This window comes from Virgibacillus sp. 6R (assembly GCF_001895305.1).
GTDB lineage: Bacteria > Bacillota > Bacilli > Bacillales > Amphibacillaceae > Virgibacillus > Virgibacillus pantothenticus.
Window position 1 is genome coordinate 4,100,080 of record NZ_CP017762.1, and the last position, 26,799, is coordinate 4,126,878.

The window sequence follows — 26,799 nt, forward strand, 5'->3', positions numbered from 1 at the left end:
AAAGAGGAGCGTACAAAATGAAAAAATACATTCTATCTATTCTATTTCTTATTAGTCTTGGAAGTGTTTTAGCAGCATGTGGCGGGGATGATAAAACAGCGGACGATAATAAAATCATTGTCGGTGCTTCCAGTGTACCGCACGCAGAAATCTTAGAAGAGGCGAAGCCATTATTGGAAAAAGAGGGCATCACTCTTGAAATTAGTGAATATCAGGACTATGTTTTGCCAAATGATGATTTAGATAGAGGAGAGATTGATGCAAACTATTTTCAGCATATTCCGTTTTTAGAACAAACAATAAGTGATACGGGATATGAACTTGATTATATTGCTGGTATTCATATTGAGCCAATTGGTGTCTATTCTAAAGGTATTTCCAGCATTGATGATATCCCCGAGGGCACGGAAGTAATTATGAGTAACTCTGTACCAGATCATGGACGTATCTTAACTTTGTTTGAGGAGCAGGGACTGATTAAATTAGATGATGGTGTAGATAAAGCAAAAGCTACGATTGATGATATTGCCGAAAATCCAAAGAATTTAACGTTTTCACCTGAATATGAAGCAGCTACCCTTCCAGAGTACTATGAAAGGGAAGAAAATGCTCTAGTTGCTATTAATACAAACTATGCTATTGATGCGGGATTAAAGCCAACAGAGGATGGCTTGTTTATTGAAGATGAAGATTCACCGTATGTGAATGTGCTAGCTGTTAAGAAAGAAGATAAAGACGATGAGGCATTAAATAAATTGGCAGAAATTTTACAATCAGAAGAAATTCAATCTTTTATGGAAGAAAAATATGATGGCGCTGTTGTTCCGGTAGGTGGAAAAGAATAATCGAGAAGGAATTCGATAAGATACAGCGTATGTTAACGCATATGTAGATATCGCCATCCTTTTCTGTCGATAATTAAAAATGAATCGTTTATTTGAGCTAAGACGCGTTTAAATGCGTTTTGAACAGGGAACCTGTCTTATGATAATCTTATTATGAGTCGAGATCAAGAAAGGATGATTCCCTATTCATAGCGGAATAAAAATGAAGTACACTTCTGAAATGGAGAAGGCAATGCAACAATCACACCATATTGGCTTTGCTGAATATCAACGTAAGCTGAAGCAACGACTGGCAGTTGAAAGAAAACGTCAGCAAGATCACCAGAAGTGTAAGCTTTTTGCAGCAGCATATATCAACCAACAAAGCAGATAACCATCTTGAAAACGAGATAGATAACAGGCAAAAGGGCGTTTGTGCACATGGCATAGACGGCCTTTTGCCTATGCTTATCCCGTATATAAGGTGCTGTAGACTGTTGGATAATCTGTACTGCAACAAGTCTAATTGAGAGATAACAGCATCTAAATGCCCTATTTCTAAAAAGCCATAGGTCATACATTACGGTACGAACAAGCCGTGTGGGAATGAATACCCACACTAATGGAAGATTCACTTTATTTCTTTGATTTAAAATCCTTATAGATATAAGCTTTTTCATTATTTTCGGATCGCATCGTAAAAATCTTATTCTATGATGAGCAGACTTGTTTGCTAACTGTTGTAGTAGATGGTAGTCTACATGTAGAAATAAAAGAAAAATAAAGGGAAACGTGAAAGTAAATGCTATGTTTTTTGCTTTGGTGATGCGAATTAAATAAATGCTCCTATTTTATTCTATTTCTCACTTAGAAGAAATGATGCACCTAGAACCTACATATGATTTCCTGTTCTAAAAGAGTTGATAATAAATTCGAAATGATTTAAGATTGTAATGAGAATAAATTGAGAATGAATATCACGTTCATATCAATGTGACTATTATAATAATGTATTTGGAGGTATAAATATGGCTGGATCAACGCTAGAAATCAAGAATCTACATGTATCAATCGAAGACAAGGAGATACTGAAAGGTGTCAACCTAACAATAAAAGGTGGAGAATTCCATGCAATTATGGGGCCCAACGGTACCGGTAAATCTACACTAGCTTCTGCTATCATGGGGCATCCAAAGTATGAAGTTACTGAAGGAAGCATCTTATTAGATGGAGAAGATGTATTGGAAATGGAAGTAGATGAGCGTGCTAGAGCTGGATTGTTTTTAGCTATGCAATACCCTAGTGAAATTAGCGGTGTTACCACTTCCGACTTTCTACGTTCTTCTATGAATGCTCGCCGGGGCGAAGGAAATGAGATCTCTTTAATGAAATTTATTAAAGAAATGGACAGTGTACTTGATTATTTAGAGATTGATAAGAACATGGCACAAAGATATCTAAATGAAGGTTTTTCAGGCGGGGAGAAAAAACGTAATGAAATTCTTCAGCTTATGTTGTTAAAACCGGAAATTGCGATTTTAGATGAAATCGACTCTGGGTTGGATATAGATGCGTTAAAGGTTGTTTCTAAAGGTATTAACAAGCTTCGTGATGACAACTTCGGCTGCTTGATTATTACTCACTATCAACGTTTATTAAACTATATAACTCCAGATTTTGTACATGTTATGATGCAAGGTCGTGTTGTTAAATCTGGCGGTCCAGAATTAGCAAAACGTCTTGAGTCAGAGGGTTATGAGTGGATCAAAGAAGAGCTTGGTATCGAAGACCATACTGTTGAGCAAAATGCGTAATGTAAGGAGGGGTATTCATGACTGTAGAAACAAAGCTGCCATATAATAAAGAATACATTGAACAGTTTTCGAAAGAACGAAACGAGCCACAATGGATGTTGGATTTACGTCTTCAGGCGCTAAGCAGTGCTGAAGGCTTGGAGCTACCAAAGCCAGATAAAACGAAAATTGGTAAGTGGAATTTTACCGAGTTTAAGCATACAGCAACAGGCGAGGAGATTACTTCTTTACAAGATCTACCTGTTGAATTACAGGAATATCTAGATGAAAACGATTTACCGGAGAACCTCCTGATTCAGCGCAATCATTCTGTTGCCTACAGTACGTTAAGTAAAGAGTTACAAGATAAAGGTGTTATTTTTACCGATATTTTTACTGCATTACTAAATCATAGTGATCTCGTACAGCGTTATTATATGAAAGATGCCGTATCTGTTGATGAGCACCGTTTAACCGCAATGCATGCAGCTTTAATGAACGGCGGAGTTTTTGTCTACATTCCTAAAAATGTCATTGTGGAAGCACCGCTGCAAACGATTTTCTGGCAGGAAGATCCAGAAGTAGCTATGTTTAACCACGTGCTTGTAGTGGCAGAACAAGGCAGTTCATTAACTTATGTAGAAAACTATATTTCTCACAATAAGAATGAACCTACGGTTGCGAATATTGTAACGGAGGTCATTGCACAAGACAATGCAAAGATCTCATTTGGAGCGGTTGATAATTTTGCAGCAGGTACAACAGCATACAATAACCGTCGTGGCGTTGCTTATCGTGACGCTAACATTGACTGGGCATTGGGACAAATGAATGATGGGAATACGGTTTCTGAAAATATTACCCATCTAGTTGGTGAAAATTCGTTGTCTAATGCAAAAACAGTATCTGTTGGTCGTGGAAAGCAGACGCAAAACTTTACTGCGAAAATTGTCCATTTCGGTAAAAATTCAGAAGGCTATATTTTACAACATGGCGTGATGAAAGATAGTGCTACTTCTATTTTTAACGGCATTGGGAAAATTGAGCATGGCGCTTCCAAAGCAAATGCCGAACAAGAATCTCGTGTGCTTATGCTAAGTGAAAAAGCGCGTGGGGATGCAAACCCGATTCTATTAATTGATGAAGACGATGTAACAGCTGGTCACGCAGCTTCTGTCGGGAGAGTTGATCCACTGCAGTTGTATTATTTAATGAGCCGAGGGATTACCCAAGAAGAAGCCGAGCGTTTAATCATTCATGGCTTCTTAGCACCTGTTGTAAATCAATTACCGATCGAAGCAGTTAAAAATCAATTAACGCAGGTCATTGAAAGGAAGGTATATTAATGGATGTAAAAGCCATTCGTGAGCAATTTCCTATTCTAAACCAGGAAGTGAATGGCCATCCTTTTGTTTATTTGGATTCTTCAGCAACGTCACAAAAACCGATCCAGGTGATTGAAGCTGTCGATACCTATTATCGTTCATATAATTCAAATGTTCATCGTGGTGTGCATACACTTGGAACGAAAGCAACTTCTGCTTATGAGGGAGCAAGAGAAAAAGTTCGCCGATTTATTCATGCTTCCAGCAGTGCGGAAATTATTTTTACACGGGGAACAACAACAGCGATTAATACAGTTGCTACAAGTTATGCACGTGCTAACTTAAAAGCTGGGGATGAGATTGTAATTACACCAATGGAGCATCATAGTAATATCATCCCTTGGCAGCAAGCTGCTAAAGCCACTGGTGCTGCATTAAAATATATACCAATGCAAGAGGATGGGACAATTAGGTTAGAGGATGTTAGGAAAACCATTACGAAGCAAACAAAAGTTGTTGCCATGACACATGTATCCAATGTATTGGGGACGATTAATCCGATTCAAGAAGTAGCTTCTATAGCCCATGAACATGGAGCTGTCTTGCTAGTAGACGGGGCACAAGGCGCACCACATATGAAAGTAGATGTACAGGAGCTTGATTGCGATTTCTACGCCTTTTCTGGTCATAAGATGGGCGCTCCAACTGGCATTGGGGTACTTTATGGAAAGAAAGAGCTGCTTGAAAATATGGAACCAGTTGAGTTTGGTGGAGAAATGATTGATTTTGTAAATCTTTATGATTCCACATGGAAAGAGCTTCCGTGGAAATTTGAAGGTGGGACACCAATCATTGCTGGAGCTATCGGCTTGGGAGCAGCTATCGATTTTTTGGAAGATATTGGTATGGACAATATCACCAAGCATGAAGAAAAGCTAGCGCAATATGCGATGCAAAAGATGCAAGCGATGGATGGCATTACGGTTTATGGTCCAGAGCATCGCGCTGCACTTATTACCTTTAATCTTGATGATGTTCACCCTCACGATACAGCTACTGTCCTAGACGCAGAAGGAATTGCGGTTCGAGCTGGACACCATTGTGCTCAACCATTAATGCGCTGGTTAAATGTGACAGCGACTGCAAGAGCAAGCTTCTATCTGTATAACACAGCAGAAGATGTCGATCGTCTGGTGGATGGACTTCAGAAAACAAAGGAGTATTTTGGGAATGGCTTTTAATAACCTAGATACACTCTACAGACAAGTAATTATGGATCATTATAAAAATCCACGAAACAAAGGTAGAATAGACGGGGATGCTCTTACTGTCGATATGAATAACCCAACCTGCGGAGATCGCATTCAGCTTAACATGCAAGTGGAAGATGGAATTGTCAAAGAAGCTAAATTTGAAGGTGAAGGCTGTTCCATTAGCATGGCTTCAGCTTCTATGATGACACAAGCGATTAAAGGGTTAGAGGTAGAAAAAGCTATAAAAATGTCCCATATTTTTTCCAAAATGATGTTGGGAGAAGATGTCGATACGGAAGAGTTAGATTTAGGAGATATTGAAGCACTTCAAGGTGTATCCAAGTTCCCTGCGAGAATTAAATGTGCCACCCTATCCTGGAAAGCAATGGAAAAGGGTGTTAAAGGCGAATAAGGTCGTAATAGTAAGAGCGTTATTACGAAATGGATATCGATGTTGAATTATACCTAAAGGAGGGGTTATTTATGGCAAAAAATATGCCAGAAATCGAAGAGTATAAATATGGTTTTCGTGATCGTGACGTTTCTGTCTTTCGTTCAGGAAAAGGCTTGACTCGTGAAATTGTTGAAGAGATTTCCAGAATGAAAGAGGAGCCACAATGGATGCTTGACTACCGCCTTAAAGCATTGGAGCATTTTTACGAGCGTCCAATGCCACAATGGGGTGGCGACCTATCTGAGTTAAACTTTGATGAGATTGTCTACTATGTAAAGCCTTCAGAAAAACAAGGAAGAACGTGGGATGAGGTCCCAGAAGAAATTAAGCGGACGTTTGATAAACTGGGGATTCCTGAAGCAGAGCAAAAATATTTAGCAGGTGTTTCTGCACAGTATGAATCCGAAGTTGTTTATCATAGCTTAAAAGAAGATTTGGAAGAGATGGGAATTGTCTTTAAGGATACCGATACGGCGTTAAAGGAAAACGAAGAGCTGTTCAAAGAGTATTTCGGTAAAGTTATCCCGGCAACGGACAATAAATTTGCTGCCTTAAACTCAGCTGTGTGGTCTGGTGGCTCGTTCATTTATGTACCAAAAGGTGTACAGACAACAACCCCATTGCAAGCTTACTTCCGTATAAATTCGGAAAACATGGGACAGTTTGAGCGTACGCTAATTATCGTTGATGAAGGGGCTTCTGTTCATTATGTAGAAGGTTGTACAGCACCAATCTATACAACGAATTCCTTGCACAGTGCTGTAGTAGAAATTTTTGTTAAAAAAGATGCATACTGCCGCTATACAACGATCCAAAACTGGGCGAACAACGTTTATAACCTAGTAACTAAGCGAGCTACTTGTGATGAAAATGCAACGATGGAATGGATCGACGGTAACATTGGCTCTAAAATTACTATGAAATATCCTGCAGTTTTACTAAAAGGCGAAGGAGCTCGTGGTTATACGCTCTCCATTGCCTTTGCTGGAAAAGGTCAATTACAAGATGCCGGCGCTAAAATGCATCATCTAGCACCAAATACGTCATCTTCCATTGTGTCGAAATCTATTTCAAAAAATGGCGGAAAAGTATCCTACCGTGGGCTAGTGCATTTTGGACGTAAAGCATCAGGCGCTCGTTCCAACATCGAATGTGATACGCTCATTATGGATAACGAATCAACGTCTGATACTATTCCCTACAATGAAATTCACAATGACAATATTTCATTAGAGCATGAAGCAAAAGTATCTAAAGTTTCTGAAGAACAGCTATTCTATCTAATGAGCCGTGGCTTAACAGAAGAGGAAGCAACAGAAATGATTGTAATGGGCTTTATCGAGCCATTTACAAAAGAATTGCCAATGGAATATGCAGTGGAAATGAACCGATTGATTAGCTTCGAGATGGAAGGTTCGATTGGTTAAGGCTTGATAACAATGCTTTTAAAAGTTCGTGGGAATTAGCACCGATAAATCGCTCATAATTAATGGAATTAAAATTAATCTAAATACTGCTGATACATTTTTATTGCATCATCTTTTATTTTCTCAGGGATGTGCAAATATGTATCAGCAGTTTTTTTAAAAAGATAAGAAAGCATAAAATTTGTTGCTTTGGGATAAGGGATAACTGAATAGCCACGTCCGGCTCCATCGCCCAGCAACTAGGCGACTATAGAAATGCGCCCTACGATAAGTCATCATCGGTTCGTCGCCTCACCGTGATTCCTAAATCTTTAGTTGATTCGTTCCAATCGCTACGTTGCTAAACGGGCGCTTGCGCCTTTGTTCCACTATAGGAAAGGATAAGATTTTTTGGTTTATAGTATAAGAAAAACAAAGGCTTCCGCCATAAGACTTGGCGACAAGCCAAGTTTTTCTAATGCTGTAATTTCCTAATCGATGTGACACATATTTAAGAGAAGCTCCAGCTTTGAATAGATGTACTGCACGCGAATGTCTTAAAGCAAGCAGGGCGGATATTTTGGAATAGAAGTTTTTCCAATTTATGGATTAAGGAGGTTAAAAGACGAGGAATAGCTAAAACAGAAAAGATTTAATAAAACACTATGTTATTTTTTATGTGAAAAATGAAGAATAATTCTCCTTGCTAACGAATGTAGAACTAAGAAACTAATATTTTAAAAATAATAATAGTACGTAAACAGTGTGATACTCGCCCAGATAAACATAGTTGGTTTGTTTACATTTTTCTCCGCAGTGTCCACGATGCATAGCGATTCCCCCTTATACTTATCAACAAGTGATAAATCCCTTTTTAGCTTGATGAGGAAAGCAAATTCGTATGCACTTAGTTTGTTTCATCTTAGGGTTTAAGTTTATTGTCAAAATAAATGATGTCTTTATCTTCACTTAAGGGTTACTATTCCGACTTTTTATTGACTCATTGATATCCTGTAAATCAATTGATATATTGTTAATATTAGGCTTTTTGTTAGGGGGAGGTAATTATATGAAATTCTGGATAGGTTTATCATTAGCTATTCTATTCGAAGTAATGGGTGTAGTTTTTTTAAGTTATTCTTACGGTTTAACTAAATTGATCCCTAGTATCATAGCAATTACCTTTTATCTTTTCTCTATATTATTATATATGGGGAGTACTAGAGGGAAAGAGGTAGGGGTAGTTGGTGCTTTATTTGCAGGACTTGGCACAGTTATCGTCCTTTTAGTAGGATTCTTTTTATTTAATGAAAAAGTATCTACACTGAACTTAATAGGCGTTATTCTAATTCTCACAGGTGTTACCAGTCTTAGTAGGAAGCCTCATCAAGCAAAAGGAGTGGTTCACTGATGGGAATAGTTATTTTGTTAATATCAACGATATGTGCTGTAATAGGTCATATTTTCGTAAAAAAATCTGAAGGTATGGCAAAAATGAATCACACTATTTTTGCTTTGATTTCATTTTTGACAGCTATCATTTTACTGTCTATAGCCATAAAATATATGAATATGGGTATAGCTTTTGCGATTTGGTCAGGTCTATCCATTGTGTTTAATAACTTATTTAACATCATCGTATACAAAGAAGAATTTACGTTACGGAAATTAAAAGGTCTAGCCCTTATTGTTGTAGGAGTAATTATATTAGAAGCCTTTTAATTAAATTTATACCTAACATACATATGTTAATATAGCTACTAGACTATGTTGATGTATGTATGAATAATAATTTTTCTTAGGGCAATTTTCTGTCAATTAATTCATAGTATAAGTAAGTTACATACACCTAAAATATATATCTTTATTATATAAATGTCAATAATAAAGATATTAGTGTTCGGTATGTTAATAGCTTATACAAACAGAAAAATTGCCTTTATATTTAGCACATCTAAAAGTGCTATTTATATTGATAAATATTGTAAACTAGTCCATAATTAGGATGATTATATATATATGGGGGTCAAAGATATGAAAAAATACTTATTTGTTTTATTTGCTGTAATGTTAGTAGTTTTATCTGCATGCGGTGGATCAACCGAGAGTAAAGATACAGAAAAAGGAGAAAGCAAAGAAAGCGCTGATGCAGCGAGCGAAGAAAGCAAAGATAAAGCAGAAACAAACGAAAACGAAGATGTATATTTCAAAGATAACGAAGCTAAAATTGAAGATTTAAAAATTAAAATAACAGAAACGAAGGTTATACCTGCTGGAGAACCAGGAAACGAAGATGGAGAAAAACCAGTTTTTGCTATTTGGTATGAAGTAACGAACTTTACTGATAAAGAGATAGATCCATCAACAGCTTGGATAGCAGTATTTACAGCGGTGCAAGACAATGATCCAAATGCAGTAAATGAATTGGAATTGGGTAGCTTGCCTGATGAAAATCACTTAGATACGCAATTGGAAAAAATAAAGAAAGATGGTACTGTAGAAAACTCCGTCGCTTATGAATTAGATGATTTAGAAACTCCTGTAACTTTAGTAGCCAGTCAAGGAGCTATGGGTGAAGAGCTAGGCAGACAAGAATATGAAATAAAATAAAAAACAAGTAAAGGTGCTCATTTGATGAGTGCCTTTTCTTTACATAGTAATATAGTATATTTTTCCTTTCCATAGTATAATAAATCGAATAAAACTGGATAGGAGAATGTATAAAGTGAAAGAAATACATTGTTATCGTTTTGAATCAGAAATATATACTAATATGGAACTAGTATCAGAATGTTTAAACAAAGATGAACATGTTTTGAAATGGAATACACAAATAATTGAAAATATTTATAATGGAAATGAAGAGGAACTAAGAGAAGGTGCTACTTTCATTACCAGGCAAAAAATAGGGAAAAAAGTATATGAATTGCAAGGTAAATATACGAAATATGAGCCACCAAACTACGCCACAGTCGAAACTGAAACAAAAGAAGGTCTTAGTAAGACAGAATATATTCTTGAAGAAACTCCTGAAGGAACAAATTTTATTGTTAATGTTTCTTTGGTTCCTTCGAATTGGTTGTACAAATTAGTGACACAGATGTTTAAGTGGTCTTTTAAACATGTTTTTGATAAGCAGTTTGAAAATTTTATAGAATATATTTATCAAATAGAGTACGAAAGATTTGGGTTTGACAATGAATTCATTAAAGAAAACCTAAGTATCGGAATGACAGAGTCAGAGGTAATGGATCTGATTGGAGAAGCTGATGCAGTGGGAGTAGACGCGATTAACGCTTTACCTAATTGGAGATATGATATTGGAGCTTCGGATGATTACGAGAATGAGCTAGATAAACAACTAGGTGAAGGAATAGTTGATTCCGTTGATGAAGATGCAATTAGACAAGGTATCGTCAAAATGCAATTATTTATAGGCTGGAGGAATGGTGTAATCTACCAAATTTTTAACACTTATCTTGAAGGTGATTTATTGGTTACTTATCGCTTATCCTCTGAGGACAATAGAACAGAAAAATAATGAAATGAAATCTACGAGCGAAATTCTGGAGATGACGTATAATTTGATGTATTCTTCGATATTTCCACAGTTAGCGCTTTTTCATGCTAATGCTAGATGAAAATAAGAATACCATCACTTCATTTTCTTACGTACGAAAATGAGGGAAGGAAGGTTCCAATACGTTGCATAATTTGCTAAAATGAAGGAAAGTCGAGAAATAGAATTGTAGTTGGAGTACTGGACTAGTGTGTTGAAAAAACCAATTGAAAAGAGGTTTGAAGCAAATGAAAAGGTTGCTTTTATTTTCAGTCAGTTTTGTATTTTGTTTTTTAGTGTTGCAAATTTCAGCTGGTGTTATGGTTACCTTTTTATACGAGCCAGATATAACGGAAGCTTGGAACGCAAGTGATGGTCTATCGCAATCTCTTGTGTTACAGGGTAGTTCTGTTTTGCTAACTATTATTTTTGTTTTGGTTTCTGCTGTTATTTCCTACTTTATTCAGCGAAAAGTTATAAAGCACTCGCTATGAAAGCAATATTTCGCTAACAGAACTTTTTTATGTTCGCAGCATTTTAATATGTGCAGGTATAAGAAATCCAAAAGCAATGATATAAACAGTTATTGAAATAAGTGGATTCCAGCCTTTATATTTTAAGTAACCTAGCTGTACCATAATCCATTCAATAACAGAAGCAATGATGGTGAAGATTAGTACCAACAACCATTTATTTTTAGATGTATAATAGTTAGAAAAAAGTATAGAAAGAGACGAAGGGACAAATGTATACACTAATATCTCTGCAAGCCCCGCTGTTTTGGGGTTTCCGAGATCAATCAGGTCTAATGTTCTGCCAATTATTGCATCACTAACCCAAGTAATAAAAGCTATTATTCCAAACATAGCATATAGTTCCTTCCAAGTGATATGCTTTTTTGGAACGAAAAGCATGATTAGCGCCAGTACAATGCTAATAGTAATAGGAAACCAAATACCTTTAGAATGTAAATCAAGATTATGAATAACTTTGTCCATGCTTCAAGCTCCTTATTTTTGAAAGTCAAATCGTATAGAAGATTTATACTCTTCTTTATTTCAAAGATAACGTCAGAAAAAAGTAGTTTTTCCTTTATTTTGTTTTCCTATAGTATAGGCAATGCAAATGAAAATATACGTTGAATGGACAGATTATTCAACAATTAGCCTTTAAAGCATAAATTTTTATGGAAGTAGGGTAAATCGATGTCAACCTGTAAGTAACAGATGATTACCTATCAAAAGGTATGATTCAATGAGGAACTACTTTGAAGATATTTCTTCAGCTTTTTGGTTTACGCCGATTAGAAAGGATTAATGGAGTATGGCGGAAATAAAAAGTCATTTTATTCCTTAGGCTGCTTTTATAATGAACGATCCAATTCCTGTTATCCTTCTAAACCAGCCATTGGTTACTGCAGCCGACAGAGAACTTATAAAACAAACAAACAGCTAATGAAAGGCAGAATAACCGAGCAAGCTGTAATGATTCAGCGATTTATAAAATGAAGGGAGAAAATGATTACGCTCTCGATGACGACTAAAAATGCAAATGAGGGTTTAACCGAACAACTTGCAAAGATTAAAATGGAATATGACTTTAGGTGTGAAGCAATAAACACGCATTAATTGTAATATTTGATCTGATGTCTTAAACGCGCTTATGATTATCATAAGTACACGTAAAAGATAGAATGTGTCTTCCTAGTAATACTTGGTATATATCCTTGATAGGAGCTGATGCTTTTGATTACTGATGTGGTTACTAAAGAAAATTGGAAGCGTTTTATTCGCGAGGGGAGTCTGGTTAATGAAAATATATCCTCCGAACTGATTGATTCGTGGAAAAGATGTAAACAACAAGGTGTGGATCCATTTGACGGCGTTTCTAAAGCAATTTTACAAGCAGATGAATTACAATATCGTTTAGAACAAAATGCACTGCTTATCTCTTTAGTAAATGCACAACGCGACCAATTACAATATTTCTTAAAAGGATGGCAGTATGTGACCACCTTAACCGATAAAGACGGTTATATTTTACAAAATAAAGGAGAACCGTCGGTAGAAGCAAGAGCTTATGATATTTTGTTTATCCAAGGCTCAAATTGGGGAGAAACAGAGGTTGGTACAAACGCGATTGGTTTAGCGCATCGATTTAAAAAGCCGTTTACTGTAAGGGGCTATGGACATTTTGCGATAGCTTCCCAAATGTGGAACTGTGCTGCTGCTCCAATCGTAGATCACCATAACCAATTGCTCGGTATACTTAATATATCGAGTCCGTATAAGCCGATTAATTTTAATTATGTCTTAGCTACGGTGAAGATGATTGCTGATTCGATTGCCCTTGCTTGGCGAAAAACGATGTATGAAGATATGGAATTACTACTCAAATATCCGCAACCAGTGGATGCAATTATTTGTTCGAATGATTATCTTATTTGTAAAGTGCCTAGATATTTAGAAAGCCAGTATGGACATATTGTTGGCGAACCTTTATACAAGCTAGAGTTGGAATTAAGTTTATCCAAGAATAAAAAAGCAATTCGAGCAAATGGACGCACGATCGGATACGAGGTTTATGTAGAAGAAGCAGCAGATAAAAAGCCTATTTATTTTGCCGGGGTAACAGGAACTAGTGCAGCGTTCCGAAAAGTATTACACGATGTAAACAAAGTTGCTTCAACTGATGCTGCTGTGCATATTTATGGAGAGACAGGTACTGGTAAGGAATTAGTTGCTGAAGCAATTCATCGCAACAGTGATCGTGCAAATCGACCGTTTGTTTCGATCAATTGTGGTGCCATTCCCCAACAGCTATTGGAAAGTGAATTGTTTGGCTATGAACCTGGGGCATTTACTGGAGCCCATAAACATGGGCGAAAGGGGAAACTAGAAGCAGCCAATGGCGGTACATTGTTTCTTGATGAAATTGGTGATATACCTCACTCCATGCAAGTTGCCTTGCTTCGTGTATTACAACAAAAGCAGGTGACACGTATTGGAGGATATCAGCCGATTTCCATAGATGTACGAATTATTTCGGCAGCAAATGTAGATATTAGACAATTAGTTGCAGAGGAAAAAATGCGGGCCGATCTATTTTATCGCATTTATGGTTTTCCCATTCATGTGCCGGCGTTGCGGCAGCGAAAGGAAGATATTCCATTTTTAATTGACCACTATTGTAATATACAGAACTGGCATCCAAGCTGGATTAAAAAGTTGACGTCTATTTTTAAAAATGGGAGATGGACAGGTAATATTCGAGAATTATTTAATGCGTTAGATCGTTGCCGCATCTTATTTCAAGATCATACGCCTAAGGAAGAAGAGTTGTATCACATCATTTCGATATGGGAACAAGCTGAACTGTTAGAACGAAGGACTAATAAGAAGGAAACGAAAAATTTTCGGGAACAACTAGAAGTAGAGAAGATTAAACAAGCTTTAAAAAAACATCATAATCATGTGGCGAGTGCAGCAACTGATTTAAACATGTCGCGAAGTACACTATATCGAAAGATTAAAAAGTATCAATTGTAGTTAAAGACAGCACCGTTGGTCTGTTGTCGATTTCATTATTAAAATGATAATTGAACAAAAAATAGATAGTGGACGTTGGACAATAATCCCTTCATAAAAATTGCGACAAAATGAGACAATTTGCAAAAGTTGTCTCATTTTTAGTTGCTGTTTATGAAAACGCTTTATTTTATCCGCTTTAAAAGTTGGCATGAATTTTGCTTGTATTAAGTGAAGGGACAAAATCATAAAGGAGGATTTTAAATGGATAAGAAAATGGCCAGTTGGATGTATGCCAAAATGAATGATATTCGTAATTTTGAAAACCAAGTACAAAAAATCTTCGCAACAGGGGAAATCCCAGGATTTGTACATTTATATGCGGGAGAAGAAGCAATAGCTGTGGGAGTTTGTGCCCATTTAGAAAACAATGATTATATAACAAGTACCCATCGCGGTCACGGACATTGTATTGCTAAGGGCTGTGATTTAAATGGAATGATGGCTGAAATATTTGGTAAAGAAACGGGTTTATGTAATGGAAAAGGTGGTTCCATGCATATCGCAGACTTGGAAGTTGGCATGCTTGGAGCAAATGGAATCGTTGGGGGAGGATTCCCGTTAGCGGTTGGGGCGGGGTTATCTGCAGAGATATTAGAAACTGGCGGTGTGGCTGTATGTTTCTTCGGAGATGGTGCGAATAACCATGGTACTTTTCATGAAGGAATTAATATTGCAGCGGCTTTAAAATTACCAGTCATATTTGTAGCGGAAAATAACGGTTTTGGTGAAGCGACACCATTTGAATACGCCACTTCAGCAAAAACGATTGCTGAACGAGCGAAAGCATATGATATTCCAGGCGTTCGTGTAGATGGAAATGACGTTACAAAGGTGTATCAAGTCGCCCAAGAAGCAGTAGAACGGGCAAGAAATGGAGAAGGTCCAACCTTAATTGAAGCAATTACCTACCGTACACATGGTCATTTTGAAGGGGATAATCAATCGTATAAGTCTGAAACCGATAAAGAAAAATGGCCTGTTGAAGTGGATTGTATCGAACATTTCAAGGAATATGCATTAGAGAACAATCTATTAAATAAAGCAGAGCTGGAAGAAATTGAAAAAACGTCGATAAAAGCTGTTAAAGAAGCGGTTGAATTTGCACATAACAGTAAAGTGCCACGTGCGGAAGCTTTAACTGAGAATGTATATGTTACTTACAAATAATATCAATGAGGTGAGATAAATGGCTAGAAAATTAACATTTTCAAAAGCGATTAATGAAGCGATGGATATAGCGATGGAGCGAGACAATAAAGTGATTTTGATTGGAGAGGATGTAGCTGGAGGAGCGACGGTTGATCATTTGCAGGACGAAGAAGCTTGGGGTGGCGTATTCGGCGTTACGAAAGGTTTAGGTAATAAATATGGACGTAAACGTGTTATTGACATGCCAATCGCTGAAGCTGGCTACATGGGAGCAGCAGTAGCAGCTGCGGTCACTGGATTAAGACCGATATCAGAGTTAATGTTTAACGATTTTATCGGAAGCGCGATGGATGAAATTATGAACCAAGGTGCAAAAATTCGTTATATGTTTGGTGGAAAAGCGGAAGTCCCTTTGACCATACGTACGAGCCACGGTGCAGGGGCTGGAGCGGCCGCTCAGCACTCGCAATCTTTGTACGGCATATTAACAGCAATACCAGGATTAAAGGTAGTCGTCCCCTCTAATCCATACGATGCCAAAGGGTTATTACTAACAGCAATTGAAGATAATGATATAGTTGCCTTTTTTGAAGATAAAACATTATATAGCATGAAAGGTGAAGTTCCAGAAGGCTATTACACGATTCCTCTTGGTCAAGCAGAAATAAAACGTAACGGAGATGATTTAACCATCGTTGCGATTGGAAAAATGGTGCATGTTGCCACAGACGCTGCAAATCAGCTAGCAAAGCAAGGTGTAGAATCTGAAATCATTGATCCAAGATCTTTATCTCCACTTGATGAGGATACCATACTACAGTCTGTTGAAAAAACAGGTCGTTTGCTGATTATTGATGAAGCGAATCCGCGTTGTAATGCGGCAACAGATATTTCTGCGCTGGTTGTGGATAAAGGATTCGATTCATTAGATGCACCAATTAAGATGGTAACGGCTCCGCATGCGCCTACGCCATTTGCAACTAATTTGGAGCAATTATATATACCACGAGCTGAAACAGTTGTACAAACAGCAAAAGAAATGATTGGGGAATTAACCTTATCTAGATAAATAGGAGGGGATTATATGGCTACATCGATTGTAATGCCGAAACTCGGCATGACGATGACAGAAGGAACGGTGGAAGAATGGCTCAAGCAGCCTGGCGATACAGTAAAAGAGGGGGAGGGAATTGTTACAATCAGTTCTGATAAGCTGACGAGTGAAGTAGAAGCACCAGCCGATGGTGTGTTATTAAAAATTATCAAAGATGTAACCGAAGAAGCGACTGTTGGTGAGCCAATTGGTATTGTCGGTCAAGATGGAGAAGAAGTTGGAGAAGCTGTATCGAACGTTGAAGAAACAAAAACGGAACAAGAACCAGAGGTACACCAAGAGACAATCCAACAAAGTGAACTGAATCAGAAAATGGATGGTCCACAACGAAAAAAACGTATTTCACCAGCTGCTCGGAAAAAGGCAAAAGCATTAGCGATAGATATTTCAAACATAACCGGTACTGGTCCAAAGGGAAGGATCACCCGAAGAGATATTGAACAGGCTGCAAAGCAACAAGCAGCAGCTACAATAATGGAAGAACAAACGGTAGAAAAACAAACTGCTCAAGAAAAAGCGACCCATGTAACTGGCTTGTCGTCTATGAGAAAATCAATTGCTACAAATATGCAGCAAAGCCTTGCAAATACAGCTCAATTAACCTTACATCGAAAGGCAGATATAACAGATCTACTTGTTTTTCAAAACAAAATGCGTGCAGAAGCAGCAGAAAACGGTTTAGATATAAAATTAACATTAACCGTTTTTCTAGCAAGGGCGGTGACGTTAAGCTTACAACAACATCCAGAAGTAAATACGCATTTAATAGATGAACAGCTTCATCAATATGATGTAGTACACTTAGGCATTGCAACGTCGTTAGAAAATGGTTTGGTCGTTCCTGTTGTAAAGCATGCAGAAAGATTACCACTTGGCAGTTTAGCAGAGCAAATTAAACTAGTAACAGAATCAGCTAGAGAGGGTAAGAATGTGGAATTAAATGGAGCTACATTTACGATTTCCAATTTAGGAGCACAAGGGGTCGAATATTTTACACCCATTCTTAATCCGCCAGAAAGTGGTATTTTAGGTGTAGGTACATTTATTAAAGAATTTGCGTTAGGTGAAAATGAAGCTGTAAAGCAAAAGATATCATTACCATTAAGCTTAACCTTTGATCACCGAGTGTTAGATGGGGCGCCAGCAGCTGCTTTTTTAAATACGATTGCTCATTATCTAGCAAATCCATATTTGTTATTACTTTAGAGCTTAATGTTGTAGCATCGTAGGTTACGTCATGTCCTTATAATAGAGAAATAAACCAAAGGAATAAGCCTGTTACTTCCTCTCTGGTTTAGAAAAAGTTTTGTTACCACTCTTTTCAAGTCCAATTTTTTAAATGGAAAGAGTGGTTTTTATATATTATTTCTTTACCAACCAAAGACGAATGTATAAATAAATGATAGAATAGTTTTAATTCAAGAAATAAGAAAGATAAAATGATGTGCTTGGAATAACGAAAAACCCAATAACCACGTCCGGCTTCATCGCCCAGCAACGATGCGACTTTAGAAATGCGCCCCTACGATAAGTCAGCATCGGTTCGTTGCTAAGGGGAAGGCCGACTAAAAACGGGCTTGCCGCTCAGGCGTCGGCATACCCCTGTTTTTAGTGGCATGATTCCTTTATCTTTAGTTGATTCGTTTCATTCGCTACGTTGCTAAACGGGCGCCCCGCACCTTTGTTCTGAATAGTTAGAGTGAAAATAGAACTTATTATAAATTAAAAAGGAGGCTTATAAATGGAGCAATCTTTACTTAAAGAATACTTGCAAATGCAACACGCTTATGAACCAATTGTTATTCCAGGTCAGCAAGATGAGATAACGTTTTTAACGAAGAAAACGGGGCTACCGCAAGTATGGAAATTGAATTTAGTAACAACTGAGTTAGAGCAATTTACAGATTTGCCTGATCGAGTACTTTCTGTCTTTCACTCCCCGACAGGACAGCAAACCATCGTCGGGATGGATGAACACGGTAATGAGAAACAACAATTTTATCTAATGGACAGTGGTAGAAGAAATGTTCAAGAATTAGTAGTTTCTAAGCAGCATTTCCACTATTTTGGGGGCTGGTCACCCGATGGAAAGCAAATTGCATTTTCTAGCAATAGACGGTCCCCTGGTATTTTCGATGTTTTCGTATTAGATCTAACGACCAAGAAACAGAAGGTCGTTTTTGAATCGGATGGAAATTGTAAATCTATTTTCTGGTCAAAGGATGGTAGCCAATTGTTAATTCGGATACCAGAAACTAACATTGAAGATAGGTTGTTTTTGTTGGATATAGCAACTGGTAGCACAGTTAGACTAGGAGATGATTCTTTAGCAAGATTTAAGGAGGTAGAGTTAACTGCTAATGGTAAAGAAGGGTTTGTCCTCACAGATATTCAACGAGATACGTTAGCAATTTATCAATTTTCCTTAAATCAACCAGCTATTTTAACAGAAGTATTATCTGATGATAATTGGGATATAGAAGAACTGAAGTTATCACCAAATCAAATGCAACTAGCTTTTACCGTAAATGAAGGTGGAAGATCGAAGTTGGGAGTATACCATTTGGATGTTAAAACATATGACTATATAGAGACATTACCAAAAGGTGTTTATAACTCGGTGAGTTGGGTGAACGATCAAGAGTTAATATTGCATATAAAAAGCGCAGTATTACCTGGTGATATTTGGCAGCTGCATTTAGGAACGGGGAGTTGCACAAGATTAACGCATATTGGTCATTCGGAGATCACCAAATATTTGATAGAACCGAATTTATTTACTTATCCATCCTTTGATGGGTTAAACGTTCCTTACTTCTTTTACGGAGATGTAAAGCAATCACAACCAGCAGTGATTTATGTTCACGGAGGTCCGGAGTACCAGATTCGCGATGAATTTAATCCAGTCATTCAATATTTAGCAGCAAATGGGTTTGCGGTGGCAGTTCCGAATGTGCGAGGCAGTATGGGATATGGAAGAACGTATTCAAAATTGGATGATCAAAGAAAACGAATGAATGCAGTCGCAGATCTCAAATGGTTAGTAGAAGACCTTGTTCAGAATAGAGGTGTAAATCGTGACCAAATAGGAATTATGGGGCGAAGTTATGGAGGATTTATGGTTTTAGCTGCGATTACCCACTATCCTGATTTATGGGCAGCAGCAGTTGACATTGTCGGAATATCTCACTTCAAAACATTTTTAGAAAACACGGGTCCGTGGCGTCGCAAATTAAGAGAGTATGAATATGGCTCTTTAAAAGAGGATGTCGATTTCTTTGAGGAAATTGCACCACTTCGCCATACAGCAAATATACAAGCACCATTGCTTATTTTTCATGGCCGAAATGATACGCGTGTACCAGTTTCAGAAGCGGAACAATTGGCAAGCGATTTACAAAAGCAAGGAAAAAATGTGGAACTGCTCATTTTTGAAGATGAAGGGCATCAAACAGAAAAAATGACAAACCACATCACTATGAATAAATTAATTATTGCATTTATGCAAAAGCATCTAGCGCAAAAGTAAGCTGGGATTCACTTATAAAGATATAAAAGCAAAGATTACTAGTATACCAAAAGGGATTTTTATTACTAAGTTTAACCTAACAAACTTGTTCTTTAATAAAAAGCGGATCAGTGGGGGATAAAAGTACCCCCCCACTGATGTAATTTATTTCAATTTAGCTGGAAATTAACTGCTAGTCTTGGTATTACAAATCCCTTTTATCTTGCATATTAGGTGCTGTAAGACTTCCCACCTAAGGAGTTGGATAATCTGTACTGTAACAAGTCTAAGTGGGAGATAACAGCACCTAAATGCTCGAGCGTTCAGAGGCCTTTAGCTCCTATCATTACGGTACTAACAATCAACGGGGGTGAATGAAAATCCCTAATTGACTTTATTGAACGCCAACTTGCTTCCATGCTTCAGCAATCGCATTTGTAGTTTCTTTATCGTATAAATCGCGTGCTGATTGAATGAGAGCTTGACGTGCATCTAGAAAACTACTGTTCGGAGTTAAATAAACAGTTAATGCTCGGTAGTAGATTTGTTCGGCTTTATTTGCGCCAATTGCTTCAATCGTATGGTAGGCTGCTTTGTTAGCAATCCCGCTATTAATATGAACGCCACCCCAATCTCCTTCGCTTGTATTTGGTAGATTTTGATAATCATCCATATGATCTGGTTGATTGTAAGCAGTAGGGTCCGCTAAGCTACGAAGTGCGTCTCCTTCTGTACCTGGAGTAAATACATCCTCGCCTAGTAACCAATCCTCTTCATCAACGAAATAGCCGAAAACATCTGCAAAAGACTCATTTAAAGCACCGGGTTGATTTTCATATACGAGATCGGCTGTTTCCTGAATCACAGCATGTGTTAATTCATGAGCAACAATGTCTTTTGCTCCTGATAGGTAAGTGAATGTATCACCATCACCGTTGCCATAGATCATTTGATTACCGACCCAAGCTGCGTTATTATAATCATTTCCGAAATTGACAGATGAGCGGATGGAAGCTCCATTATTATCATAGCTTACGCGATCAAAGGTGTCATAATAATAATCAAATACTTCACTAGCATAATAATGGGCATCGACAGCAGCTTTTTGCGATTCACTCATAAACTGATTATCACTATCTGTCACATAAATGCCTGGCAGCTGATATTGACTACCGCCTTGGTTATCGAATGTTTCAATCACCCCGTCCATTTCCTTAGTCGTATCATATAGGTAGTAGCTATTTTGGTGTAAGAACGTATTTAAATCTTTTGTATCACCTAGCGTACCTACTCCAGTTCCAGTCTTTGCTGCCTCCTTCACTTGATTAGAGGCTTTGAGAATTTCTCCATTTTCTGCATTCAACCAGATTTGCCAGTTTGCTGGAGAAGGCTGTGCAAATTGCAGTTCAACTCGATAGGCTAATGTGTAATTGTCGTTATTTTGGAAAACTACTAACTGAGCATTTTCTTCGAGGGAGTTAAAAACTTCACCAGTTAATGACTGTATCTTTTGGTCTGCTTCGCTTCGTTTTACGTCAATATGTTGCCAAGCTTTACTAACAGCTTCCTTTTTTGTTAATTTACGTTCTTCTTTTAGTTTAGCTGGAGCTTTCGGATGAAACTCGCCATTTATTGCAGCTATTTTATTATGTTGATTAACATGAACGACTACTTTGGAATTATCTATAGGAATATTTTGAATTTTTGGTTGGTACTTATAATGTGTCATTCCAACATTGTCTACATCTGCTTCTAAAAATTTCAGCTCTGTTTCAGGGTTTAATTTAAAAACAGCTTGATTAGCTTGAAAAAACTTTGCTACATCCTTTTCGCTGGTGATTCTTTGATCGGAAAGTTTTCCATTAATAAATGAAGGTACCTCTTCTTGTTTATTTTCTTCCCACAACGTTTCAACATCTTCTTTAAGTTTCCATTCTCCACTTTCTTCAGCATTTACCATTTGACTACTACCAAGGACTAGAACTGTCGTCATAGAAGCAACGCCAACTTTTTTTAGCCATTTTTTTTGCACATGCCTCTCTCCTTTTTCATGGGAATTATTGGTATTAAATTTGAAATTAATAGTATCGTAGATTTGGGTGACATGCAATATACTATTCGACTTATTTTTGCAATTTTTTTATATCTATAGAACTACAAATTAATAGAAAAAAGGCTTGCGCTCGTCCATAAAATGAATACAGAAGTAGAAAATATTCAGCAATAATAGGGAAAATTTACCGAATTTGAGATAAGTTTAATATTTGCTATAATAAAATAGTTTTATTTAAATTTATAGAATTATAGAAATATTAATTCTTAAGCAGTATAATGGAACTAGATTAACATCGCTTCCAAAACATCAAATTTGGAATGAAAAGGAGTGTTTTAGTGGCTGAGAACAGGGGTGTCGTTTATGTAGGTGCTGGAAAGGTCGAGGTGCAGGATATTCGTTATCCGGATTTAGTATTACGGGATGGACCGGGAGTAAATCCACTAAATGTAGGGCGAAAATGTCATCATGGCGTGGTTGTTAAAGTGGTAACGACAAATATTTGTGGTAGTGATCAGCATATGGTCCGTGGCAGAACGACGGCTCCAAGCGGTTTGGTGCTTGGTCATGAAATAACTGGGGAAGTTGTTGAAGTAGGGCGCGATGTGGAATTTATCCATGAAGGAGACTTGGTATCTGTACCCTTTAACATTGCCTGTGGACGTTGCAGAAATTGTAAACAACAAGACACCCATATCTGTGAGAACGTGAATCCAGATAGACCAGGATCTGCCTATGGTTATGTGGACATGGGTGGTTGGATTGGTGGTCAGTCGGAATATGTAATGGTTCCATATGCCGATTTTCAACTATTAAAATTTCCTGACAAAGACCAAGCGATGGAGAAAATCCTTGACTTAACGATGTTATCTGATATTTTCCCTACTGGATATCATGGTGCAGTAAGTGCTGGAGTAAAGACAGGATCGACAGTTTATGTTGCGGGTGCAGGTCCGGTAGGTCTAGCTGCTGCTCATTCAGCGCAATTACTTGGAGCTTCTGTTGTAATTGTTGGCGATTTGATTGAGGAAAGATTAGCACAAGCTCGCAGTTTTGGGTGTGAAACGATTAACCTTCGCGATCATATAAATATCGGTGAGCAAATGGAGCAAATCATTGGTATCCCAGAGGTGGATTGCGCCATTGATGCAGTTGGATTTGAAGCAAGTGGTCACGGTGAAGGAGCAAGTGAAGCTCCAGCAACAGTATTGAATACGATCATGGCTATCACCCGAGCTGGCGGGAAATTGGGTATTCCAGGATTATATGTTACGGGGGACCCAGGGGGGATTGATCAGGATGCCAAAGAAGGTACGTTGAAAATTCGCTTCGGCCTTGGATTTGCGAAAGCACATACTTTTGTTACTGGGCAAACCCCTGTGATGAAATATCATCATGATTTGATGATGGCGATTTTAAGTGGCAAGGCACAAATTGCAAAAGCGGTAAACGCTACTTTAATATCACTGGATGAAGCACCAGCAGGATACGAGGCATTTGATGGGGGTGCTTCTAAGAAATTTGTCATTGACCCGCATGGAATGGCAAAAGCATAGAATGAATTGCGAGTATTCCTGTTAGAAGTGCAGTAACCATGCATTTTTAAAATAAGGTGCTTGAGGATAACGAAATAACCGAATAGCCAAGTCCGGCTCCATCCTCAGCAACGATGCGACTTTAGAAATGCGCCCTAAGATAAGTCATCATCGGTTCGTCGCTAAGAGGAAGGCGACTAAACACAGGCTTGCCGCCCAGACGTCGACATCCCCCTGTTTTAGTGGCATGATTCCTTTATTTCCGTTGATTCCCGTTCCATTCGCTACGTTCCTAAACGGGCGTCCTGCGCCTTTGGTCAAAAGATGAACCATCTTAACGCATAGCCTTATTTCGCTGCTAATAATGGAATAAGGCTTTTCGTTATCCAAATTTTGATTAGTTAAATAATTATGCTTCAACTTGCTTACAGAAAATAAAGACCATACTTGGATAAACACTTTTTAAAAAGGAATGTAACTTTTATTTACTCGTATTGATCGTTAGTACTACAAATGTCTTTAACAAGGGATAAGGGGTGGAAGAAAAGATGAAGGTGAGATATTTATTGTACTTGTTTTTATTTTTAATCGTAATTACTAGTTGTTCTGAACGTTCAGACAACAGTGATACATCCACTACGCAAAATGAACAAGCAAAAGTGGAAATGCAAGTCGAAGATAGTGAAAGTAGTACAGAAATGGCTGAAGTAGGGAGTGAAGAAGAGCAACCTTGAAGAAAATGAAGTGCCTAAAGCGGACACATATAACGTTGCTGAGCGAAAGGTGATTTATACTGCGGATATTAGGATAGAGGTAATAGAATATGAAAGAAAAATGGCAGATCTAGAAAAGTTGATTTCTAATCACGACGGCTATATTGTGGAGTCTACGAGAGATAACGATTCCGAGGAAGGAAAGCGAACAGGTTTTTTAACTGCAAGAATTCCGCAAGAGCGATTTCATATTTTTATGGATAAAGTCGAATCAGGTGTTAGCAAATTATTAAATAGCAATGTATCAGGTCAGGATGTAACAGAAGAATATGTGGACTTAGAATCTCGGCTTCATTCAAAAAAAGTGGTGGAAAAACGATTGCTAGCTTTTATAGAACAAGCTGAAAAAACGGAGGATTTTAAATATTTCGGCAGACCTTGCCAAAGTACAGGAGGAAATAGAGCAGATTACAGGACGAATGAATTACTTGCAAATTAAAGCTGATCTAGCAACGATTCATATTGAAGTACGAGAAAATGATGTATCCTTAAAAAATAAAGATTTAAATACATGGGAAGCAACGACGCAACAATTCGTTAAGAGTACAAACTTTCTTTTAAAAATGGTTTCAACTATATTTGTTTTTATAGCAGGTAATATCCCAATTATTCTCTTGTTTGGTGGGCTAATTACGCTAGGGTGGAGGATCATAAAAAAATGGATAAAGAAAAATCGTAAGAAGTGAGTCGGGTGCAGTAATTAAGTGTTGATAACATGGTGTTGTTGATACGATTGCATTAACATACTGGACTATAAAATTCTTCAGAAAGAGAAGATAGCTGGATAAAACGATATCTAAATTCAAAAAATTCGTTTAGAGGAATTATATGTTGATGTGTATATTAAGTTGAAAGAGGTGAGGTTGATGTTAGCTAATTCAATAAGTTTAGTTCTCCAAGTTCTCCATCCTTGCCCGTTGTTAATAAATATTAGAAATTAGCACTTTGGATGGAGCAGATTAAGGGCTTCCATCATAAAAGTTCTTTCACAAACTATCTTTAAAATTGAGAAATGGAGAGCCAGAGAATATGCGAAATTTGGCTCTCTTTTTGATATAGAAATAGCCCTTAAGCTTAGCAATTACAATTCAGTTAAACAAGTAATAAAGTTTAGGAATCAGGTGCCAAGCATGGAGCTACGTGTTGCGCAACTATTTTTATGATAAAATAAAGAAAGCCATATAAACGAGGAGTTGTATTATGACAAAACATAAGATCTATACAATGAGTGTCGCAAGTGTCTATCCCCATTATGTTACGAAGGCGGAGAAAAAAGGACGTACGAAAACGGAAGTCGATGAAATTATTCGTTGGTTAACAGGGTATAGCCAAGAAGAGTTAGAAGCGCAACTGGAAAAACAGACAGACTTTGAGACTTTCTTTGCGGAAGCTCCCCAAATGAATCCTTCACGGGTCCTAATCAAAGGTGTAATTTGTGGAGTCCGAGTGGAAGACATCCAAGAGCCAACGATGCAGGAAATACGGTATTTGGATAAACTTATCGATGAATTAGCAAAGGGAAAATCGATGGAAAAGATTTTGCGCCAATAATGGTAAACGAAGAAGCCTGATTCTATGTATAAAATATAAAAAAGTCGTTGCTTTTTGTAAGAGGATACGTAGACGACATAAGTGAATTGTTGAATAGGTGAGAGGATATGACGCTTCATTATTATCAAAACGTATCTCTTGGGAGTTTTTAAGCAGTTTATTAAAGGAAAAACTCTACATTTAACGTGTGTTTTAAAGAAGTATTAAAAATTACGCCAAAGAGTTAGCTTCAATCGGACTATATTGTTACATAAAATTTCAGCTGAGGAAGTGTAAGGAATGATAATGTGAAAAAACGATGGATCTTTTGGTGGATCGGTAACATATTTTGGATTATCATTTTTGTAGTTGGGGCGTCTATTATTTGGTTAAGAAAGGTTGATGGCGCAGGTGTTACGCAAACACCTGAGCTTAAATTAGTGGCATTAATAGTTTTATTGATTGGATTTATACTTCCCATCATTATTCAAGTTATATGGCTAATTGTTAATTTGATCATTAGCAGTAATAAATAACAATTAAGCGCAAATCAGGAATCATAGATAGTTAAAATAAAACAATAGCTTTATTTGTAATGGATGAAAAAGCAGTTCACAAGATGAGATTATTTGAGGCACCATTTTATTCCATTATTTCAGGCAGAAAAACAGTTGCGGTCCGTTAGCCGTTGAAAAAAGTAGAAAATTAAATATTGGAGATAAATGAGCTTGTTAAACTTACTGACAAAAATAGATTATATCAGTGACGTTACAGGTTTATGTACTTTATAGATATTCAAAGAAATGTATGAAGATCTGCCTTCCGAGAATTTAAATGCTGTAGGCGCCTCTGGTGAAAATTGGTGGCAAACGCGATAAGAAATGCGTTCGCTATTGCTATAAGGTCCATTTTGTTGAACAGTTTACAACAAAT

General features: G+C 37.4%; 23 protein-coding genes and 1 pseudogene. 22 read left to right on the forward strand and 2 right to left on the reverse strand.

The annotated features are described in order from the left end of the window. The first annotated feature begins 17 nt into the window (after nucleotides 1-17). From BKP57_RS18560 to BKP57_RS18610, 12 genes are all read left to right on the forward strand, one after another. Entirely contained in the window at nucleotides 18-845 is an 828-nt protein-coding gene (locus BKP57_RS18560; RefSeq protein WP_050352421.1) for a MetQ/NlpA family ABC transporter substrate-binding protein, read from the forward strand. Between the two features lie 202 nt (nucleotides 846-1,047). Beyond that, complete coding sequence (locus tag BKP57_RS22345; RefSeq protein ID WP_156875382.1) at nucleotides 1,048-1,218, forward strand: YuzK family famiily protein; 171 nt, start codon at nucleotides 1,048-1,050, stop codon at nucleotides 1,216-1,218. Nucleotides 1,219-1,852: 634 nt separating this feature from the next. Continuing rightward, entirely contained in the window at nucleotides 1,853-2,638 is a 786-nt protein-coding gene (gene sufC, locus BKP57_RS18565) for a Fe-S cluster assembly ATPase SufC (protein WP_050352422.1), read from the forward strand. Between the two features lie 17 nt (nucleotides 2,639-2,655). Next, entirely contained in the window at nucleotides 2,656-3,963 is a 1,308-nt protein-coding gene (gene sufD / locus BKP57_RS18570) for a Fe-S cluster assembly protein SufD (protein ID WP_050352423.1), read from the forward strand. Continuing rightward, entirely contained in the window at nucleotides 3,963-5,183 is a 1,221-nt protein-coding gene (locus BKP57_RS18575) for a cysteine desulfurase (RefSeq protein WP_050352424.1), read from the forward strand. The genes sufD and BKP57_RS18575 overlap by 1 nt, the downstream gene beginning before the upstream one ends. Further along, a complete protein-coding gene (gene sufU, locus BKP57_RS18580; protein WP_050352425.1) occupies nucleotides 5,173-5,607 on the forward strand; it encodes a Fe-S cluster assembly sulfur transfer protein SufU in 435 nt (144 codons plus the stop codon). Before BKP57_RS18575 ends, sufU begins: the two co-directional genes overlap by 11 nt. A 71-nt stretch (nucleotides 5,608-5,678) precedes the next feature. Then, nucleotides 5,679-7,076 carry a Fe-S cluster assembly protein SufB gene (sufB, locus tag BKP57_RS18585; RefSeq protein ID WP_050352426.1) on the forward strand — a complete coding sequence of 466 codons (1,398 nt, stop codon included), beginning with the start codon at nucleotides 5,679-5,681 and terminating at the stop codon, nucleotides 7,074-7,076. A 1,048-nt stretch (nucleotides 7,077-8,124) separates the two neighbouring features. Continuing rightward, on the forward strand, nucleotides 8,125-8,466 hold the full coding sequence (locus tag BKP57_RS18590) for a DMT family transporter (RefSeq protein WP_050352427.1): 342 nt from the start codon (nucleotides 8,125-8,127) through the stop codon (nucleotides 8,464-8,466). Further along, on the forward strand, nucleotides 8,466-8,777 hold the full coding sequence (locus tag BKP57_RS18595; protein WP_050352428.1) for a DMT family transporter: 312 nt from the start codon (nucleotides 8,466-8,468) through the stop codon (nucleotides 8,775-8,777). Before BKP57_RS18590 ends, BKP57_RS18595 begins: the two co-directional genes overlap by 1 nt. Before the next feature lie 312 nt (nucleotides 8,778-9,089). After that, the gene (locus BKP57_RS18600) at nucleotides 9,090-9,665 is read left to right on the forward strand and encodes a DUF5067 domain-containing protein (protein ID WP_050352429.1); all 576 of its coding nucleotides are present in this window, start codon (nucleotides 9,090-9,092) and stop codon (nucleotides 9,663-9,665) included. Between the two features lie 115 nt (nucleotides 9,666-9,780). Next, nucleotides 9,781-10,596 (forward strand): hypothetical protein, encoded by an 816-nt coding sequence (locus tag BKP57_RS18605; RefSeq protein WP_050352430.1) that lies wholly within the window; start codon nucleotides 9,781-9,783, stop codon nucleotides 10,594-10,596. Nucleotides 10,597-10,862: 266 nt separating this feature from the next. Then, entirely contained in the window at nucleotides 10,863-11,108 is a 246-nt protein-coding gene (locus BKP57_RS18610; RefSeq protein WP_050352431.1) for a hypothetical protein, read from the forward strand. A 27-nt stretch (nucleotides 11,109-11,135) separates the two neighbouring features. Here BKP57_RS18610 and BKP57_RS18615 read toward each other — a convergent pair whose 3' ends face one another. Beyond that, nucleotides 11,136-11,612, reverse strand: a complete 477-nt coding sequence (locus BKP57_RS18615; protein WP_050352432.1) for a hypothetical protein — start codon at nucleotides 11,610-11,612, stop codon at nucleotides 11,136-11,138. 747 nt (nucleotides 11,613-12,359) lie between these two features. On the opposite strand from BKP57_RS18615, the gene BKP57_RS18620 reads away from it, so the two are divergent. The 5 genes from BKP57_RS18620 to BKP57_RS18640 all read left to right on the forward strand — a co-directional run bounded on the left by BKP57_RS18620 (nucleotide 12,360) and on the right by BKP57_RS18640 (nucleotide 19,996). After that, a complete protein-coding gene (locus BKP57_RS18620; protein ID WP_050352433.1) occupies nucleotides 12,360-14,162 on the forward strand; it encodes a sigma-54-dependent Fis family transcriptional regulator in 1,803 nt (600 codons plus the stop codon). Nucleotides 14,163-14,405: 243 nt separating this feature from the next. Then, entirely contained in the window at nucleotides 14,406-15,371 is a 966-nt protein-coding gene (locus BKP57_RS18625; protein ID WP_050352434.1) for a thiamine pyrophosphate-dependent dehydrogenase E1 component subunit alpha, read from the forward strand. 19 nt (nucleotides 15,372-15,390) lie between these two features. Continuing rightward, complete coding sequence (locus BKP57_RS18630; protein ID WP_072742148.1) at nucleotides 15,391-16,422, forward strand: alpha-ketoacid dehydrogenase subunit beta; 1,032 nt, start codon at nucleotides 15,391-15,393, stop codon at nucleotides 16,420-16,422. Nucleotides 16,423-16,437: 15 nt separating this feature from the next. Further along, on the forward strand, nucleotides 16,438-17,673 hold the full coding sequence (locus tag BKP57_RS18635) for a dihydrolipoamide acetyltransferase family protein (RefSeq protein WP_050352436.1): 1,236 nt from the start codon (nucleotides 16,438-16,440) through the stop codon (nucleotides 17,671-17,673). A 535-nt stretch (nucleotides 17,674-18,208) separates the two neighbouring features. Next, complete coding sequence (locus BKP57_RS18640; protein ID WP_072742149.1) at nucleotides 18,209-19,996, forward strand: alpha/beta hydrolase family protein; 1,788 nt, start codon at nucleotides 18,209-18,211, stop codon at nucleotides 19,994-19,996. A 373-nt stretch (nucleotides 19,997-20,369) separates the two neighbouring features. Here the strand turns inward: BKP57_RS18640 and BKP57_RS18645 are convergent, their stop codons facing one another. Then, the gene (locus tag BKP57_RS18645; protein ID WP_072742477.1) at nucleotides 20,370-21,968 is read right to left on the reverse strand and encodes a M4 family metallopeptidase; all 1,599 of its coding nucleotides are present in this window, start codon (nucleotides 21,966-21,968) and stop codon (nucleotides 20,370-20,372) included. Between the two features lie 398 nt (nucleotides 21,969-22,366). Between BKP57_RS18645 and fdhA the strand changes: the two genes are divergently transcribed. From fdhA to BKP57_RS18675, 5 genes and pseudogenes are all read left to right on the forward strand, one after another. Next, on the forward strand, nucleotides 22,367-23,584 hold the full coding sequence (gene fdhA, locus BKP57_RS18650) for a formaldehyde dehydrogenase, glutathione-independent (RefSeq protein WP_128743467.1): 1,218 nt from the start codon (nucleotides 22,367-22,369) through the stop codon (nucleotides 23,582-23,584). 527 nt (nucleotides 23,585-24,111) lie between these two features. After that, nucleotides 24,112-24,297, forward strand: coding sequence for a hypothetical protein (locus BKP57_RS18655; protein ID WP_050352439.1), 186 nt, complete (start codon nucleotides 24,112-24,114; stop codon nucleotides 24,295-24,297). A 100-nt stretch (nucleotides 24,298-24,397) separates the two neighbouring features. Beyond that, a pseudogene (locus tag BKP57_RS23000) lies at nucleotides 24,398-25,022 on the forward strand (DUF4349 domain-containing protein). A gap of 514 nt (nucleotides 25,023-25,536) precedes the next feature. Next, nucleotides 25,537-25,887, forward strand: coding sequence for a DUF2200 domain-containing protein (locus tag BKP57_RS18670; protein ID WP_050352442.1), 351 nt, complete (start codon nucleotides 25,537-25,539; stop codon nucleotides 25,885-25,887). 287 nt (nucleotides 25,888-26,174) lie between these two features. Beyond that, nucleotides 26,175-26,402 (forward strand): DUF3923 family protein, encoded by a 228-nt coding sequence (locus BKP57_RS18675; RefSeq protein ID WP_050352443.1) that lies wholly within the window; start codon nucleotides 26,175-26,177, stop codon nucleotides 26,400-26,402. The last annotated feature ends 397 nt before the right edge of the window (nucleotides 26,403-26,799 follow it).